General features: G+C 37.9%; 12 protein-coding genes. 11 read left to right on the top strand and 1 reads right to left on the bottom strand.

The window, feature by feature from the left end:
* The first annotated feature begins 663 nt into the window (after positions 1–663).
* The 5 genes from ACFIKI_RS04075 (at position 664) to ACFIKI_RS04055 (ending at position 7,341) form a co-directional block, all read left to right on the top strand.
* Positions 664–2,289 (top strand): ABC transporter substrate-binding protein, encoded by a 1,626-nt coding sequence (locus ACFIKI_RS04075; RefSeq protein WP_375665786.1) that lies wholly within the window; start codon positions 664–666, stop codon positions 2,287–2,289.
* A gap of 372 nt (positions 2,290–2,661) precedes the next feature.
* Positions 2,662–2,850: a hypothetical protein gene (locus ACFIKI_RS04070; RefSeq protein ID WP_375665785.1), complete on the top strand. Its 189-nt coding sequence runs from the start codon at positions 2,662–2,664 to the stop codon at positions 2,848–2,850.
* A 362-nt stretch (positions 2,851–3,212) separates the two neighbouring features.
* Entirely contained in the window at positions 3,213–4,844 is a 1,632-nt protein-coding gene (locus ACFIKI_RS04065; protein WP_375665784.1) for an ABC transporter substrate-binding protein, read from the top strand.
* 462 nt (positions 4,845–5,306) lie between these two features.
* Positions 5,307–6,737 carry an exodeoxyribonuclease VII large subunit gene (xseA, locus tag ACFIKI_RS04060; protein ID WP_375665783.1) on the top strand — a complete coding sequence of 477 codons (1,431 nt, stop codon included), beginning with the start codon at positions 5,307–5,309 and terminating at the stop codon, positions 6,735–6,737.
* On the top strand, positions 6,715–7,341 hold the full coding sequence (locus tag ACFIKI_RS04055) for a DNA-3-methyladenine glycosylase I (protein WP_375665782.1): 627 nt from the start codon (positions 6,715–6,717) through the stop codon (positions 7,339–7,341). Before xseA ends, ACFIKI_RS04055 begins: the two co-directional genes overlap by 23 nt.
* Before the next feature lie 216 nt (positions 7,342–7,557).
* Here the strand turns inward: ACFIKI_RS04055 and ACFIKI_RS04050 are convergent, their stop codons facing one another.
* Positions 7,558–7,722, bottom strand: coding sequence for a DUF4102 domain-containing protein (locus ACFIKI_RS04050; RefSeq protein WP_375665781.1), 165 nt, complete (start codon positions 7,720–7,722; stop codon positions 7,558–7,560).
* A gap of 1,245 nt (positions 7,723–8,967) precedes the next feature.
* Here ACFIKI_RS04050 and ACFIKI_RS04045 point away from each other — a divergent pair.
* From ACFIKI_RS04045 to ACFIKI_RS04020, 6 genes are all read left to right on the top strand, one after another.
* Positions 8,968–10,593, top strand: a complete 1,626-nt coding sequence (locus tag ACFIKI_RS04045) for an ABC transporter substrate-binding protein (protein WP_375665780.1) — start codon at positions 8,968–8,970, stop codon at positions 10,591–10,593.
* A 375-nt stretch (positions 10,594–10,968) separates the two neighbouring features.
* Entirely contained in the window at positions 10,969–12,570 is a 1,602-nt protein-coding gene (locus ACFIKI_RS04040) for an ABC transporter substrate-binding protein (protein WP_375665779.1), read from the top strand.
* Positions 12,571–12,682: 112 nt separating this feature from the next.
* Complete coding sequence (locus ACFIKI_RS04035) at positions 12,683–13,756, top strand: ABC transporter permease (protein ID WP_375665778.1); 1,074 nt, start codon at positions 12,683–12,685, stop codon at positions 13,754–13,756.
* Positions 13,757–13,758: 2 nt separating this feature from the next.
* Positions 13,759–14,688: an ABC transporter permease gene (locus ACFIKI_RS04030; RefSeq protein ID WP_375665777.1), complete on the top strand. Its 930-nt coding sequence runs from the start codon at positions 13,759–13,761 to the stop codon at positions 14,686–14,688.
* The gene (locus ACFIKI_RS04025; RefSeq protein WP_375665776.1) at positions 14,681–15,565 is read left to right on the top strand and encodes an ABC transporter ATP-binding protein; all 885 of its coding nucleotides are present in this window, start codon (positions 14,681–14,683) and stop codon (positions 15,563–15,565) included. The genes ACFIKI_RS04030 and ACFIKI_RS04025 overlap by 8 nt, the downstream gene beginning before the upstream one ends.
* On the top strand, positions 15,552–16,334 hold the full coding sequence (locus ACFIKI_RS04020) for an ABC transporter ATP-binding protein (RefSeq protein WP_375665775.1): 783 nt from the start codon (positions 15,552–15,554) through the stop codon (positions 16,332–16,334). Before ACFIKI_RS04025 ends, ACFIKI_RS04020 begins: the two co-directional genes overlap by 14 nt.
* Positions 16,335–16,624: the final 290 nt, after the last annotated feature.

Raw genomic sequence — 16,624 nt, 5'->3', positions numbered from 1 at the left:
AACCTTAGTGCATTGAAAAGATATTTTTTACTGAAAAAATGTAAGCAATGAATTGAGTGTTGTTAAAGGAGCAGAGGTATTTAAAATACGATGTGGAAAAAAGTTTTGTTATGTGTGGGTGCGTAAAGGAATATCAGGAGGAGCCCATGCTCCTTTTATTTAGAAATAAAATATAATTTAAAAGCTGTTATTTGGCAGAGGATTATGGAAAAATTCAAAATTCCTCTTGTAGGGGGAGGAGGTCATGTCGGTTGATGGGTGAATTTTCCTGTTTTTTTTAAATGTCAAATTGTTAGTAGAGCTCTTTGTTATTAAGGCGCTTAAGCTAACAAGGAAGAGTCTTTTGATGGCATAAAAAGGCGAGAGGAAAGAAGAGCAAGCTTACCCGACAAAAGAGAGAAAATAGTGGTTTTATAGTCTTCAATCGTAGGCGTTATGGCATCATGAATAGGCTCTGTTATGGGGGAGTATTCATTGTATGTCAGAGTGTTTGTTGTTGCATGTTTTGGTATAGGGATGGGTAGAAGTCCGTGGTTGGTAAGTGGTGTTGTTTGAAGGTTTTAATACTTTGTTTGAGGCGCTTATGGATCATCTAACCTTATTATTAAAGCATGTGCTTGTTGTGTGGGAAATTTATATAGTAAACTTTAAAAGGAAAAGTCTATGAACTTGAAGAAAAAAATATTACAAAATAGCAGCTCTCTTGTTTCTGCTTTTATAGCTTTGGCGATGGTTGCACAACAAGTTTCAGCAAAAACACCCGCTGATACCCTTGTGATGGCTTGGAATCTTGATGCAATCAGTACATTTGATCCTGCGCAGCTCAATGATGTTTATGGAAGTGAAATTGTTCGCAATGTTTGTGATAACTTGATCAGTGCTGCGACAGATGATCCTGCTAAAATGGTTCCTGCTTTAGCAACGCATTGGGATGTTTCAGGTGATGATCACAGTACGGTGATTACTTTTCATTTGCGTGATGGTTTGAAGTTTAATAATGGCAGATCAGCCAATGCCAATGATCTTGTTTGGAGTATGAAGCGGGTTGTCAAATTGAAGATGGGTAATGCGGCAATTTTTAATGAATATGGAATTGTAGAACAAAATGTTGATGATGCTTTGCAAGCTCCTGATAAGAAAACAGTTGTGATGAAATTTGATAAACCTTATCCAGCAGAACTTATTCTTAATAATATTGTTGCGAGTCGTGCAACAGCTTTGCTTGATCGTAAGACGATTATGAAACACGAAAAAGATGGCGATTTTGGAAATCAGTATTTGAAGAGTCATGCTGCTTGTGTTGGTCCTTATCAGTTAAAAAGTTGGCGCCCTGGAGAAGCTCTTTTGTTGCGTGCAAGCTCTCACTATTGGGGACAAGCGCCTAAATTGAAGCAGATTTTAATTCGCCATGTTGCAGAGCCCGGAACACAACGTTTGTTGTTGCAAAAGCACGATATTGATGTTGCTCGTGATTTGACCCCTGAAGATCTTGCAGATCTGCAAAAAACAACAGATGTTAAAATCGAAGAAGTGTTAGAGCCATCCATGATGTACTGGGGATTTAACATGACAAATCCTATTTTTGCTAAGGAAAAAGTACGTTTGGCGATGCGTTATCTCATAGATTATGAAGGTCTTGGCAAGAAGCTTCTCAAAGGTGTTGGTGTTCCACGGGCCAGTTTTATTCCTCTTGGCAACTTTGGGGCTTTAGATGAAAAAGAAGGGCAACCCTTTACATTTAATATTGCAAAAGCCAAGCAGCTTTTAGCAGAAGCTGGTTATCCGAATGGATTTGAGGCAAATTTTCTCGTATCAAATGCTCCTTATAGGGTGTTAGTTGCTCAGTCACTCCAAGATAGTGCCGCAAAGGCAGGGGTGCGTCTTAAAATTGAACGGATGGCCGGTACACAGTTGTTTTCTAAACTTTATGCACGGGCTTTTGATACGATTTTTGTCGGATGGAATAACGATTCTGCGGATCCGCATACAATGGCTTCACGTCTTGTTTATAATCCAGATAATCGGCTTGAGGCTAAAAATACAGCCTATCCTAGTTGGCAGCATGGGTATTTGGATGAAACGATGAATCAAAAAGTTGAAGAAGCGTTGTTTCAAAAAGATCCGCAAAAACGAGCGCAACTCTATGCTGATTTACAACGTGAATTGATGCAAAAAGGACCTTATGCGTTTATCTTTCAGAAATATACCGTTATCGCGATGACGCCTGATATCAAAAAGTGGGTTTGGAATAGTGCGCCACATATTTTTTATAGTAAAATTGAAAAATAAGAGTGTCTTCAATGCTGTTCAATAGATAAAGGGCATTGTCATGATATATTCGGCGTATTGTATAAATTTTAAGCTTTGCAATGCGTCGAAGATCATAAGTAATGCGTGATATATTGTTGAATATCTTTTCAAGACATTCGTTTAAAGAGATTTTTCATTCTCATTATAGGTGTATTGAAGTGGATGTTAAGATCGATATTTCAATTTCTCTGAATTAGAAAGAGGTCAATTTATTTGTTAAAAAACTGAGTATAACATAAAGAACGAAGTGTAACAAATGTCGCGGAATTTAGTCGTGCTAAAGGTGCAAAGGTTTTGCGATGTTGAAGGAAAGTTTTGTTATGAGGGGTATACAAGGGATATCAGTTTTTTATGGTGTTCATATTTTCTTTTGCTTTGAAAGATGATGAGATGCCAATTGAAGGGTGCTATTTTACGGGGAGTGATGAAAAAATTAAATTTTCTTTTGAAGAAGAAATAAAAGTCGTTGCATTTGGCAAACTAACGAATTTTTCTGTTTTATCAAATAGTCAAATTGTTATGAAGGCTCTTTGTTATTAAGGTACTTGAGCCAAAAGGGGTAGTGCTTTGATGGTATAGAATACGCCGGAAGAAATACGAGACAAGCTTGCTTAACAAGATAAAAAATACTGGTTTTATAGTCTTCGATAGTAGGCGTTATGATATCGTGAATAAGCTCTGTTGTTGGTGAGCGTTCATTGTATATCAGAGTGTTTTCCTTTGTATGTTTTAGTTTGGCTTATAAGTGTAGACAGGAGGAGTCATTGGCAAGAGGTGCTTATTCTTGAAGATTTTAAAGTTTGATCTTTAGGAGCCTATCGTTCGTCTAAACTTAATTATTAAGCACGTTTTTCTGCATGGGGAATTTATACAATAACCTTAAATCTTAAAAGGAAAATTCTGTGAACGTGAAAAGAAGAATATTGAAAAAAGGCAGTTCTTTTGTTTCTGCTGTTTTTGCAATGGGGATGTTTGTGCAACAAGTTTCAGCGAAAACACCTGCTGATACGCTTGTGATGGCTTGGAATCTCGATCCAATAAGTACATTTGATCCCGCACAAATCAATGATCGTTATGGTAATGAAGTTCTTGTCAATGTTTGTGATAATTTAGTTGTTTCAGCTACAGATGATGCTGCTAAAATGGTTCCCTCGTTAGCGAAGAGTTGGGATGTTTTAAGTGATGATCACAGTACGGTGATTACTTTTCATTTGCGTGATGGTTTGAAGTTCAACGATGGTCGTCCTGCGAATGCCAATGATCTGATTTGGAGCATGAAGCGGGTTGTTAAATTGAAGATGGCTGCGGCGGCGACATTTAATGAATATGGTATCACAGAACAAAACGTTGATGAGGCTTTTCAATCACCGGATGACAAAACGGTGGTGATGAAATTTGATAAACCTTATCCAGCAGAGCTCATTCTTAGCCATTTTGCCACTAGTCGTACCCTTGCTTTGCTTGATCGTGAGACACTCATGAAATACGAAAAAAATGGTGATATGGGAAACCGGTATTTGGCAAGCCATTCTGCTTGTGTTGGTCCTTATCAGCTAGAGAGTTGGCGTCCTGGAGAAGGGATTTTGTTGCGTGCAAGCTCCAATTATTGGGGTGAGATGCCTAAATTGAAGAAGATTTTAATTCGCCATGTCGCGGAACCTGGAACACAACGTTTATTGTTGCAAAAACACGATATCGATGTTGCACGTAATTTGATGCCAGAGGATTTGGCAGATCTCCAAGCAACAACGGATATTAAAGTTGAAAGAGTGTTAGAGCCATCCGTGATCATATGGGGGTTCAATGTGACAAATCCAATTTTTGCCAATGAAAAAGTGCGTTTAGCGATGCGCTATCTTATTGACTATGAAGGTCTCGGTAAGACGCTTCTCAAAGATGTTGGTATTCCACGTGCAAGTTTTATTCCTCTTGGTAATCTTGGAGCTTTGGATGAAAAAGAAGGACAACCCTTTAAACTTGATCTCCAAAAAGCAAAGCAACTTTTAACAGAGGCGGGTTATCCGGATGGTTTTGAGGCCAGTATTTTTGCCGGAGCCTCTCCTTATCCTTTTGCTTTGCCTATTGCTCAGTCTCTCCAAGACAATGCAAAAAAGGTGGGGGTGCGTTTTAAAATTGAACGCTTCGTAGGCACGCAGTTATTTTCAAAACTATCTGCACGTACTTTTGATACAATTTTTTTCGGATGGAATAATGATTCTGCGGATCCTCATACAATGGCTTCACGCCTTATTTATAATCCAGATAATCGGCTTGAGGCTAAAAATACAGGCTATGCGAGTTGGTGCCATGGGTATTTGGATGAAACGATGAATCAAAAGGTTCAAGATGCGTTGTTTCAAAAAGATCCCAAAAAACGGGCGCAAATGTATGTTGATTTGCAACGTGAATTTATGCAGAAAGGACCTTATGCTTTTATTTATCAGACGTATCACACGATAGCGATGACACCTGATGTCAAAAAATGGGTTTGGAATAGTGCTCCACGTATTTTTTATAGTGCAATTGAAAAATAAGTGGATTTTAATGCTGTAAAATACAACAAGAATGAAATCATGATAACTTCAGCGTTTTGTATGGGGGTTAAGAACTTTGCAATACGTTGAAGCTTATCGGTAGCGCATTGATATGTTGTGTATAGAATGTAATTTCAAGATACGCTATTTAAAGAGCTCTTTTATCTTATTACGCCATAAAATACTGTTGTTTAGAGCGGTGATATAAGGCATGAAAAGCTTTACATATTAAGTGTTTTTAGATATCGTGATCAGTATTCAGGGTAGGGCTTGGCTGTCGCGCCTATGAAGTAAACCGCATGGAGTGGTCAGCAGGTGTAACCCCACCGAGAGAAGCTAGTCCGGTGGACTGATAGTAATCTCCATCCTTTGAGATGTTGGGAGGAAATCAATTTCGTTAAAATTAAAAATGTGTTTGTGTGAATGTTAAGACTGAATATTTCAATTTCCGTGAATTGAAAAATGGCAAATTTGTTTGATGAAAAAATAAGTGCAACGAATGTTGCGGAATTTACTGTTTCCGAAATAGCAGGGGCTTTAAAGCGTGTTGTTGAGGAAAAGTTTGGTTATGTACGGGTGCGTGGGGAGATATCAGGTTACCGTGGTGCTCATGCTTCAGGACATGCTTATTTTGCTTTAAAAGATGATAAGGCGCGGTTGGAAGCTGTTATTTGGCGTGGAGTGATGGAAAAGCTCAAATTTCCTCCTGAAGAAGGGATGGAAGTGGTTGCTGTTGGTAGACTTACGACGTATCCAGGATCATCAAAATATCAAATTGTCATTGAGGCTCTTGAACCAACAGGGGTTGGTGCTTTGATGACACTTCTTGAAAATCGTAAGAAAAAGTTTTTAGAAGAAGGTTTATTTGATGAAGCTAAGAAAAAAACTTTGCCTTATATGCCTCGAATTATAGGCGTTGTAACATCACCAACAGGTGCTGTTATTCGTGATATTATTCACCGTATATCTGATCGTTTTCCGTTGCATATTTTAGTTTGGCCTGTACGTGTTCAGGGGGAAACAAGTGGAAGGGAAGTTGCTGCTGCTGTTGAAGGGTTTAATGCGTTGCCTTTAGGAGGCGTTGTTCCTAAGCCTGATCTTCTTATTGTTGCACGGGGAGGGGGAAGTTTAGAAGATTTGTGGGGATTTAATGACGAAGCTGTTGTTCGTGCTGTTTATGAATCTTCTCTTCCTGTTATTTCTGCTGTTGGGCATGAAACGGACTGGACCTTGATTGATTATGTGGCTGATTGGCGCGCTCCAACTCCCACCGCTGCAGCAGAACGGGCTGTTCCTGTTAAGCTTGATCTCGAGGTGCTGGTGGCATCGCTTGGTGCACGTTTGCGCACGGGACTTGCGCGTTATTTTGATTTTTATCGACAAAAACTGCGGGCTGCTCTACGAGCTCTTCCGACTGCCGATCAACTTTTTGCTCTACCACGGCGTGGTTTTGATGAAATTTCAAGTCGATTACAGCGTGCTCTTTGTGTGAGCTACGATAAAAAACGTTTTTCTTTTCATGCACTTGGTGTGCGTCTTTCACCGCGTTTGCTTAATACTGAAAAAGCACAACGCAATACAAAGGAATATACGGCACGTCTTCAGCGTGCTTTTGTACGTAGTGTGGAAAAACAACGTGCTGGGTTAGAGGTAGTATCTAGGCTTTTAAGAAGCACTTCATATCAGAATATTTTGGAGCGCGGTTTTGTTTTGGCTTTGGGAAAAGAGAATAAGCCGATTAAACGCTTGGTTCAGTTTCCTGAAACCGGGCACGTAAATTTGCGTTTTTTTGATGGTGATGTCCGTGTTGCAACACAAGAGCCTGTTTCCGCTAAACGTTCAAAACATAGGCAAATAAAGTCGCCTAGCGATGATCAAGGAATGCTCTTTTAATACGGTGAATGCCATGCTTGCGGAAGGTCTTCTTAAGGGAGTGGATGGAAAAATTCGTTGTGCATGGGCCGGAACTGATCCACTTTATTGTGCTTATCATGATAATGAATGGGGAAAGCCTGTTTTTGAGGATATCCATTTGTTTGAAAAAATTTGTCTTGAAGGTTTCCAAGCGGGGCTTTCTTGGTTGACAATTTTAAAAAAACGCTCTTCTTTTCGCATTGCATTTGATCATTTTGACTTTGAAAAAATTGCTCATTATGATGAGTTAAAGGTGCAAATGTTGATGCAGAACAAAGATATTGTTCGCCACCAAGGAAAAATTCGATCAGTGCTTAATAATGCATTGAGAGCACAAGAAATTATAATGGAGTGGGGGAGTTTATCCCACTATTTTTGGTGTTTTCAGCCACCACAATCAGAACATTATGAAAAGATAGACTTTCAAACACTGTCGGCTCATCCCATAACTCCTGCTTCTCTTCGTCTTTCTCAAGATTTGAAGAAACGTGGCTGGACATTTATTGGTCCTACGATTTGTTATGCTTTTATGCAGTCCGTAGGAATTGTCAATGATCATCTTGAAGGATGTTTTTGCCGATAAATTGGTAAAGTTTCTTTCGTAAGGGCAGTGATCAATAGGCTAATAATTGAATTATTTAATCAATGTATAGAATTATACAATTCCACTACATAAGATAATTGAAATATACAAACTATACAATATTAATGATTTTCTACTGTTGTTGGCACTAAAAACGATAAAGGTATAATTTTGAGGATGAAAAGACAGACGCAAAAAGGAGCGATATCTTAACTGTTATGTATCTGAAGTTAGATCATGGTGATGTCTTGTATGTTTTAAAGAAATATTTAGTACACCAAAGCCCATTTCGCGACGCAGCCCGTGAATGGTATGACAGATAAGTCCATAGTGTACTCCATCTTTAGGTTTATAAAGGAGCAAATCGGCACCATCACACATTTACTAGCTCTCAATGTTGGGAAACAGTCTTTGGCATTTGTAATGGTTTAGAAGAGGTTTTTTTATTTCCGTTAATGATATGACCGTTATAATTAATGAATATTTTATCATGTTTGTTGATGAATGCAAAATCATCTTTAGATGTGGTGTTATTGTTACATTTTTCTTGGGTTGTGTGACTGTTAGTTTATTTGTGTGATGATTTCTTGCTCAATATTTGCTTAAGCAGTATAAAACAAAATGCAGTTAGGAAAAATTGAAATTAAATGACTCAAGCTGCTTGTGTTAGATTTTATTATCTGATAACTTTTTTCCATTAGAGAATAATTTTACGGTGTATGAGCTCCAATTTTTTGGAAGATAATTAAGCTCATGCAGGCTTGTATCCGCTACATCGCTTCGTTGAATCTCTGTATGTTTCCGCTGGAAACGAGAGTTCTGTTGCTGTATGTTGTTTTCTGCTCTATTTTTATAGTGGTAAAGCAATGATGCACACTAAAGTTTAGAAGGGTTTATATTCGTTATGTCTTTAGGGGGGAAACGTCTAATGAATTTTATTTTTCTCAATGAGAGAATGCATTTTAGTGTGTATTCCTTTATTGTAAGCTTTATTTTTCAAAAGATAAAGCGTGGAAGGAATGATTCTTCTCATTTTTCCTTTATCTTTGTTAACGCGTTTGGTTTTGTTGGTAAAAACGTAAAACTTTTGACACTTAGTTTTCAAAAGATTAAGCAGATTTTTGTAGGGGGTAGCGTTTTAGAAAAGATATTTTCTTATGTCTTTCTGCTGTTTCAGTGCCGTTTTGGTCATGTAGTAAAGATGCGCCGCATCTTGAAACTGAGTGTTTGAGGGGGATGACTATTTTTAAAGTTTGCATATTTTATTTTAAATGTCGCCTAAAGGAATAGAATAATGAATTCATAAATTTTTGCGTAATGATTTTTTTAAAGCTCACTATTTTTTGGGGCGACAAGGCTTATTGATGATTAATAGGGAACTGATATAGTGCATATATCATATGCAAAGAGGTTATGAAAAGAATGTAATACTGGTTAGTAAAACACATATTGCATGTTCGCTATGGTTTATTGAGACGTAAGTCAATGAATTTATCAAGTAGATGACTCTGTGTAGATGATTAAAAATATAGGCGATTAGAACGTATTTATTCAATGTTATAATTATAAATTTGCTATATTATTTCAGCGTCATTAATTGATAAAAATAAATAAAGGGAAAAGTTTATGAACTTGAAGAAAACAATATTGAAAAGTAGCAGCTCTCTTGTTTCTGCTCTTATGGCATTGGCGATGGTTGCACAACAAGTTTCAGCAAAAATACCGGCTAATACCCTTGTGATGGCTTGGAATCTTGATGCAATCAGTACGTTTGATCCCGCACAACTTAATGATGTTTATGGAAGTGAAATTATTTACAATATTTGTGATAACTTGGTGAGTACTGCGACAGATGATCCTACTAAAATTGTTCCTGCTTTAGCAACGCATTGGGATGTTTCAGGTGATGATCACAGTACGGTGATTACTTTTCATTTGCGTGATGGTTTGAAGTTTAATAATGGCAGATCAGCCAATGCCAATGATCTTGTTTGGAGTATGAAGCGGGTTGTCAAATTGAAGATGGGTAATGCGGCAATTTTTAATGAATATGGAATTGTAGAACAAAATGTTGATGATGCTTTGCAAGCTCCTGATAAGAAAACAGTTGTGATGAAATTTGATAAACCTTATCCAGCAGAACTTATTCTTAATAATATTGTTGCGAGTCGTGCAACAGCTTTGCTTGATCGTAAGACGATTATGAAACACGAAAAAGATGGCGATTTTGGAAATCAGTATTTGAAGAGTCATGCTGCTTGTGTTGGTCCTTATCAGTTAAAAAGTTGGCGCCCTGGAGAAGCTCTTTTGTTGCGTGCAAGCTCTCACTATTGGGGACAAGCGCCTAAACTGAAGCAGATTTTAATTCGCCATGTTGCAGAGCCCGGAACACAACGTTTGTTGTTGCAAAAACATGATATTGATGTTGCTCGTAATTTGACACCTGAAGATCTTGCAGATCTGCAAAAAACAACAGATGTTAAAGTTGAAAGAGTGTTAGTGCCAACTATGATGTACTGGGGATTCAATACGACGAATCCTATTTTTGCTAAAGAAAAAGTGCGCTTGGCGATGCGTTATCTCATAGATTATGAAGGTCTTGGCAAGAAGCTTCTCAAAGGGATTGGTATCCCACGGGCCAGTTTTATTCCTCTTGGCAACTTTGGGGCTTTAGATGAAAAAGAAGGGCAACCCTTTAAACTTGATATTGCAAAAGCCAAGCAGATTTTAGCAGAAGCTGGTTATCCGAATGGATTTGAGGCAAATTTTCTCGTGTCAAACACTCCTTATACTTTGTTACTTGCTCAGTCACTTCAAGATAGTGCTGCACAGGCGGGCGTGCGTCTTAAAATTGAACGTGTAGCAGGTACACAGTTGTTTTCAAAAGTGAATGCACGGGCTTTTGATACGGCTTTTATCGGATGGAATAACGATTCTGCGGATCCTCATACCATGGCTTCACGTCTTGTTTATAATCCAGATAATCGTTTTGAGGCTAGAAATACAGCCTATCCTAGTTGGCAGCATGGGTATTTTGATGCCCAGATGAATCAAAAAGTTGAAGAGGCGTTATTTCAAAAAGATCCGCAAAAACGGGCACAACTCTATGCTGATTTACAACGTGAATTGATGCAAAAAGGACCTTATGCGTTTATCTTTCAACAGTATAGCGTTGTCGCGATGACTCCTGATGTCAAAAAATGGGTTTGGAATAGTGCACCGCGTATTTTTTATAGTGCAATTGAAAAATAAGCGTGTCTTTTTGATGTTATCAAAGCTAAAAAGAGCTTAATCATAATTGCATGATGAAAATATTCTCCCATATAAAAGCTCTTCAGTTTTTTAAGGATGAAACTGTGAGGGATCTTTGTGCAGTATATGATTAAGGTCGTTTATAGGGGGGATGAATATGGGAAGTTTATATTGGGGAGGTTTTTTTGTTTATCGTTACAGATTCTCTGCATTCCGAATATAGATTGATATATAAGAGAATTACTTTATAGATGCTTGGTGCGATTAAATGAAGTTGATGTTTGATGCCATGCTATTTAAAAGAGCAAAATCATAATCACTTTGTGTGACAAGGTACAGGAATACAATAGGAAGAGATAAAATGGGAAAAAAAGAATGTTGAAAAGTTTTTCTATTTTATTAAGTACAATCGTTTTTTTGAATGGGGTTGTAACATCAGCATTTAGTGCCTCATCTAAAGATATATTGGTGATGGCTTGGAATATTGATTCAATTAGTAGTTTTGATCCAGCGCAAACTGTTGAGGTTGTGACGAGTGAGTTATTGACGAATATTTGCAGCGCGTTAGTGCAATATGATGAGCATGATCCCACAAAAATTCGCCCTGCTATGGCACAATCTTGGGACGTTTTAGATAATGGTAAAAGAATAGTTTTTCATCTTCGTGATGATTTGAAGTTTGATGATGGGAGGACGGCGACAGCGCAAGATCTGGTATGGTCGATGCAGAGGATTATTAAATTAGGATTGAGCTATGCTCAATCTTTAATGGATTATGGGTTTACCAAAAACAATGTTGAAACAAATATTCAGGCTCTTGATGATAAGACTCTACAATTAAAATTCGATAAACCTTATCCGATTCAACTTATATTGACTGTTATTGGACAATCTTATGCTTCTGCCTTACTTGATCGGAAAACAATTGAAGTGCAGAGTATTAACGGTGATATGGGGAATAAATATTTGGCGACACATTCTGCTTGTGTTGGACCTTATAAATTGGTGAGCTGGTCTCCAGGGGATAAAGTTGTGTTAGAGGCTACACAGCATTATTGGGGTGATGTGCCTAAAATTAAGCAGATTGTTGTGCAGCATGTAGCGGATTCATCAAGTCAAAGACTTCTTTTGGAAAAAGGTGATGTGGATATCGTCCGTGATCTTTCTGCAGAGGATATTTTAGATCTTGAAAAGAAGGGAGGCCCAGTCAAAATTAGTCGTGTTTTACGCCCGCAGATTATTTATCTATCATTAAATAATAAGAATGCAATTTTTGCGAATGAAAAGGTCAGATTGGCACTTCGTTATTTGGTCGATTATGAGGGTCTTGGGAAAACTGTTTTGAAGGGGATTGCTATTCCCCGAGCAACTTATATGTCCTTGGGTGTTCCAGGTGCGTTGGATGAAAAAGAAGGGTTGCCTTTTAAGTTGGATTTGAAAAAAGCAAAACAGTTGATTACTGAGGCTGGCTATCCTAACGGTTTTAAAGCTAATCTTTTAGTTGGAAGCCTTAGTTATATGTCATCTGTTGCGCAGTCTATTCAAGCCAATGCACGCAAAATTGGTGTTGAGCTTACAATTGAAAAAATGGCACAAAATCAATTGTTGAGCCGTGTACGGGGTGGAAATTATGATACTGCACTTATGGGGTGGGGAAGTGCTGATCCTGATGGACATCCTGCTTCATTAAATCATGTATTTAATCCTGATCCAACATTTACAAAAAAGCACAATATGTATTTAGCTTGGCGCGCTGGATATTATGATGAAAATATTAATAAAATGGTGATGCATGCTTTATTTGAGCGAGATCCCAATAAGCGTATTGTGCAATATCGTACTTTACAGCATTATGTGCTAGAGCATGGTCCTATGGTATATTTATTTCAGACATATTATACTGTTGGTATGGGATCTGACGTCAAAAAATGGGTATGGAATAGTTACAGACTTTACTACAATGAAGCAGAAAAATAAAAAGGGGCACATTATAGAAAAGAATTGTAGAACATGCCTAATAAGAGATTGTTTCGTTATATGAAAAAAAGTATTCGCTTTATATTTTGTCGCTACAGAGGGGATTTTTATAATGGTTTTGCCACTTTCAGAGACTGAAAGAGCTGTATCAGAAAAGCAGAAGAAATTATTTTTATGGGATTTTTTGTTCAAGGGTTTGAAACTTCTTATTTCAGTTGTTAGCACATTGTTTGGGTTGGTGACGATTACTTTTTTTCTTGGACATCTTCTTCCTCTAGATCCTGTTTTGTCTATTCTTGGTGATAATATCAGTCAGGAAGCTTATGATGCAATGTATTATAAACTGGGTCTTGATAAGCCGTTGATTGTCCAATATTGGAAGTATCTTCATAGTGTATTTTTATTTGACTTTGGAGATGCTTTAACTTCTGGGCGTCCTGTTTTAACTGATATTATGCGCGTATTTCCTGCAACATTAGAGCTTGCAACCGTTGCTATTGTTATTGGCACATGTCTTGGGATTCCATTTGGTGTTTTTGCAGCCATGTATCGCGATTCATTTATTGATTATGTCGTCCGTATTTTTACACTTTTGAGTTATTCTACCCCGACATTTTGGCTTGGGCTCATGGCATTATTAATATTTTACGCCAAGCTTGGCTGGGTTGGTGGTCCAGGACGACTTGATTTTCTTTATGAATATTCTTTTGAACCAAAAACAGGATTTTTCCTTTGGGATACGGCGAGCCAAGGACAATGGGAGGCTTTTGGTAATGTCTTTAGTCACATTATTATGCCAGCTTTGATCTTAGCGTTCGGTGCTATGGCTTATATTAGCCGTATGACTCGTGGGTTTATGATTGAGCAGCTCAATCAGGAATATATCATTACTGCACGTGTAAAAGGGTTATCGTGGGCGCGAACGGTTTGGGGGCATGCTTTTAGGAATGCTGCTGTTCAGGTTATTACCGTTGTAGCGCTTTCTTATGCTTTTTTATTAGAAGGGGCTGTTTTGACGGAGACAGTTTTTGCTTGGCCTGGTTTTGGACATTACTTGACAAATGCTCTTTTAGCCGGAGATATGAATGCAGTTGTAGGGTGTACTTTACTTGTAGGACTTATCTTTGTCGCCATTAATTTATTTTCTGATTTGCTTTATCGCATTTTTGATCCAAGGACACGTTGAATATGACAGTCAGTAATCATCATAAATCGCAATCATCATCTTCTTTGGGCTGTTGGTTAAACGCCCCTGTTCCAGGGTCCATAATTCAAGCGAACATACAAAGAATTTATCACGCACTGGTTAAGTTTTTTCATAACTTTTCGGCTGTATTTGGTCTGCTTATTATTTGTATTATTATCATATGTGCACTTTTTGCTCCTTGGATTGCTACGCATGATTTTCTTAGCAATGATCTGGGAAATCGGTTGCAGCCACCCTCTATGGCACATTATTTTGGGACAGATGAATTAGGACGTGACATTTTTAGTCGCCTTGTTTTTGGTTCCCGTATTACTCTTTATGTTGTTTTTCTCACAACAGTTATTGTAGGTCCAATAGGACTTATCGTTGGAACTGTATCTGGTTATATGGGGGGATGGGTTGATACCGTACTCATGCGCGTTGTCGATATTTTTCTTGCTTTTCCAGGTTTGATTTTAGCTCTTGCCTTTTCCGCTGCATTGGGCCCTGGGATCGAAAATGCTTCTATTGCAATTTCAATTGCAGCATGGCCGCCAATCGCACGTTTAGCACGTGCTGAGACTTTGACGATACGTTCTTCTGATTATGTTTCTGTTGTTCGCTTGCAGGGAGCTTCTGCTTGGCGGATTATTTTGTTTCATATTGCACCTATGTGTATTCCTTCAGTAATTGTACGATTAACTTTAGATATGTCTGGAATTATTTTAACGGCTGCTGGTCTTGGATTTTTAGGGTTAGGAGCCCAACTTCCAAGTCCTGAATGGGGGGCGATGCTTTCTTCAGGGCGGGAGTTTATGATGACAAATTGGTGGTTAGCAGCAATACCAGGCTGTGCAATATTATTTGCAAGTCTTGCTTTCAACCTTTTAGGTGATGGTCTTCGTGATGTATTGGATCCACGCAATGGGTAATAAATTATTAGAAGTAAAAGATTTACGTATTTCTTTTCCTACAGCGCGCGGCATTTCAGAAGTTGTACGCGGTGTTAGTTTTTCTGTCGGAAAAGAAAAAATTGGAATTGTTGGTGAATCCGGATCTGGAAAATCGATGACTGGGCGCGCAATACTAAGGTTGAGCCCAAAATCAGCAATTGTTAAAGCTAAGAAAATGCGTTTCGATGATGTTGATTTATTGACTGCAAGTGAACCTCAGATGCGAAAAATCCGAGGTAAGCGTATTTCAATGATTTTACAGGACCCCAAATATTCACTTAATCCTTTAATACGGATTGGTGAGCAGATTATGGAGGCTTACCGTATTCATTACCGCGTTTCAAAAGGAGAAGCGCGGGAGCAGACTATATCTATGTTAGAATCTGTTCATATTCGTAATCCTGAACATGTGATGCGTCTCTTTCCTCATGAAATATCTGGGGGAATGGGGCAGCGCGTGATGATTGCAATGATGCTCATTCCAAAACCTGATTTAATTATTGCCGATGAGCCAACATCTGCGCTTGATATTACAGTAAGACGACAAGTTTTATCCGTATTAGATGAACTGGTGACAAAGTCTGGAACGGGACTTATTTTCATTAGTCATGATTTGAATATGATTGCTGATTTTTGTGATCGTATTTTGGTAATGTATGCAGGCCGCGTGTTAGAAGAGTTGCCAGCTTCTGATTTGTCTCACGCTTGTCATCCTTATACCAAGGCTTTGCTCGCGAGTTTGCCACGGCTTGATAATCCTGTTGATGTTTTGGCTGTTCCTGAGCGTGATCCTGATTGGTTGTATAATCCTACGATTGTTAATGGTGTTGAGGAGGTTCCCCATGACAAATTGTGAGAATATTATTGATGTTTCTAATTTATCTGTAACTTTTGGCCGTAGGCATAAGGCAGTAACAGTTGTTAAAAATGTTAATTTTCATATTAAGCGTGGTGAAGCTTATGGTTTAATTGGTGAATCCGGATGTGGAAAATCAACTATTTTGAATACATTGGTGGGGCTTATTCCAGATTATAGTGGAGAGTTCCTTTTTGCTGGACAAGAAGTCGAAAAAAAACGAAGTAAAGATTTTTTACGCTGTATTCAAATGGTTTTTCAAGATCCTTATGCTTCGCTTCATCCAAGAAAAATGGTTCATAAGGTTCTTTCTGAATCTCTCAAAATCTATGGTATGGATAATCAAAAGGAGCGGGTAGAGGATGCTTTAGATTCTGTTGGTTTAGATTCTTCATTTCTTTATCGTTATCCTCATGAGTTGTCTGGGGGGCAGCGTCAGCGTATTGCTCTTGCACGTGCTTTGATTATTGAGCCAGAGGTTTTATTGCTTGATGAGCCAACATCTGCATTGGATGTGTCGGTACAGGCTGAAATTTTAAACTTGTTGAAATCGTTGCGAGAAAGAAAAAAACTTACTTATTTGATGGTATCCCATGATCTTGCTGTTGTTGCACATATTTGTGAACGTGTTGGGATTATGCATAAAGGGATTATTCTTGAAGAGCTTAGCAATGATGAATTGCGTAATCTACATGCGCAACATGATTATACAAAGGAGTTCTTTGAAGCAAGTATAGAGCCTATTGTCCATAGAGAGCAAAGAGTATGATCGATTTTCCAAAAGAGAAAATACATTTTTCTATTTTAGATTTTGAGAAGTATTTAGTATCTTTGTTGTAATAGAGAGTTTTTGTATTTTTTATAGTGTGAAATCTTTATCGATATAATTTATTGAGAGAAATTTTAACTCTTATATTTTTTACTTTATCAGGCATACAATATTATGAATCATACAGATGACTCATAACACGCATTATGTATTTGTTGTACAGTTTGTTGATTATAAATTTATGTTTAGAAGTTTTCATTGTAGAAGAGCATTAAGCTTGTAAAAAATAA

This window comes from Bartonella sp. TT121SHDZB (assembly GCF_042193415.1).
Taxonomy (GTDB): domain Bacteria; phylum Pseudomonadota; class Alphaproteobacteria; order Rhizobiales; family Rhizobiaceae; genus Bartonella.
Note: the sequence above shows the minus strand (reverse complement) of the source record. Positions and strands in the feature narration are given on the sequence as shown.

Coding starts and splice junctions, on each gene's coding strand:
- ACFIKI_RS04075 (WP_375665786.1), top strand. CDS start 664: ATGAACTTGAAGAAAAAAATATTACAAAATAGCAGCTCTCTTGTTTCT.
- ACFIKI_RS04070 (WP_375665785.1), top strand. CDS start 2,662: ATGGTGTTCATATTTTCTTTTGCTTTGAAAGATGATGAGATGCCAATT.
- xseA (WP_375665783.1), top strand. CDS start 5,307: ATGGCAAATTTGTTTGATGAAAAAATAAGTGCAACGAATGTTGCGGAA.
- ACFIKI_RS04055 (WP_375665782.1), top strand. CDS start 6,715: ATGATCAAGGAATGCTCTTTTAATACGGTGAATGCCATGCTTGCGGAA.
- ACFIKI_RS04050 (WP_375665781.1), bottom strand. CDS start 7,722: ATGTGTGATGGTGCCGATTTGCTCCTTTATAAACCTAAAGATGGAGTA.
- ACFIKI_RS04045 (WP_375665780.1), top strand. CDS start 8,968: ATGAACTTGAAGAAAACAATATTGAAAAGTAGCAGCTCTCTTGTTTCT.
- ACFIKI_RS04040 (WP_375665779.1), top strand. CDS start 10,969: ATGTTGAAAAGTTTTTCTATTTTATTAAGTACAATCGTTTTTTTGAAT.
- ACFIKI_RS04035 (WP_375665778.1), top strand. CDS start 12,683: ATGGTTTTGCCACTTTCAGAGACTGAAAGAGCTGTATCAGAAAAGCAG.
- ACFIKI_RS04030 (WP_375665777.1), top strand. CDS start 13,759: ATGACAGTCAGTAATCATCATAAATCGCAATCATCATCTTCTTTGGGC.
- ACFIKI_RS04025 (WP_375665776.1), top strand. CDS start 14,681: ATGGGTAATAAATTATTAGAAGTAAAAGATTTACGTATTTCTTTTCCT.
- ACFIKI_RS04020 (WP_375665775.1), top strand. CDS start 15,552: ATGACAAATTGTGAGAATATTATTGATGTTTCTAATTTATCTGTAACT.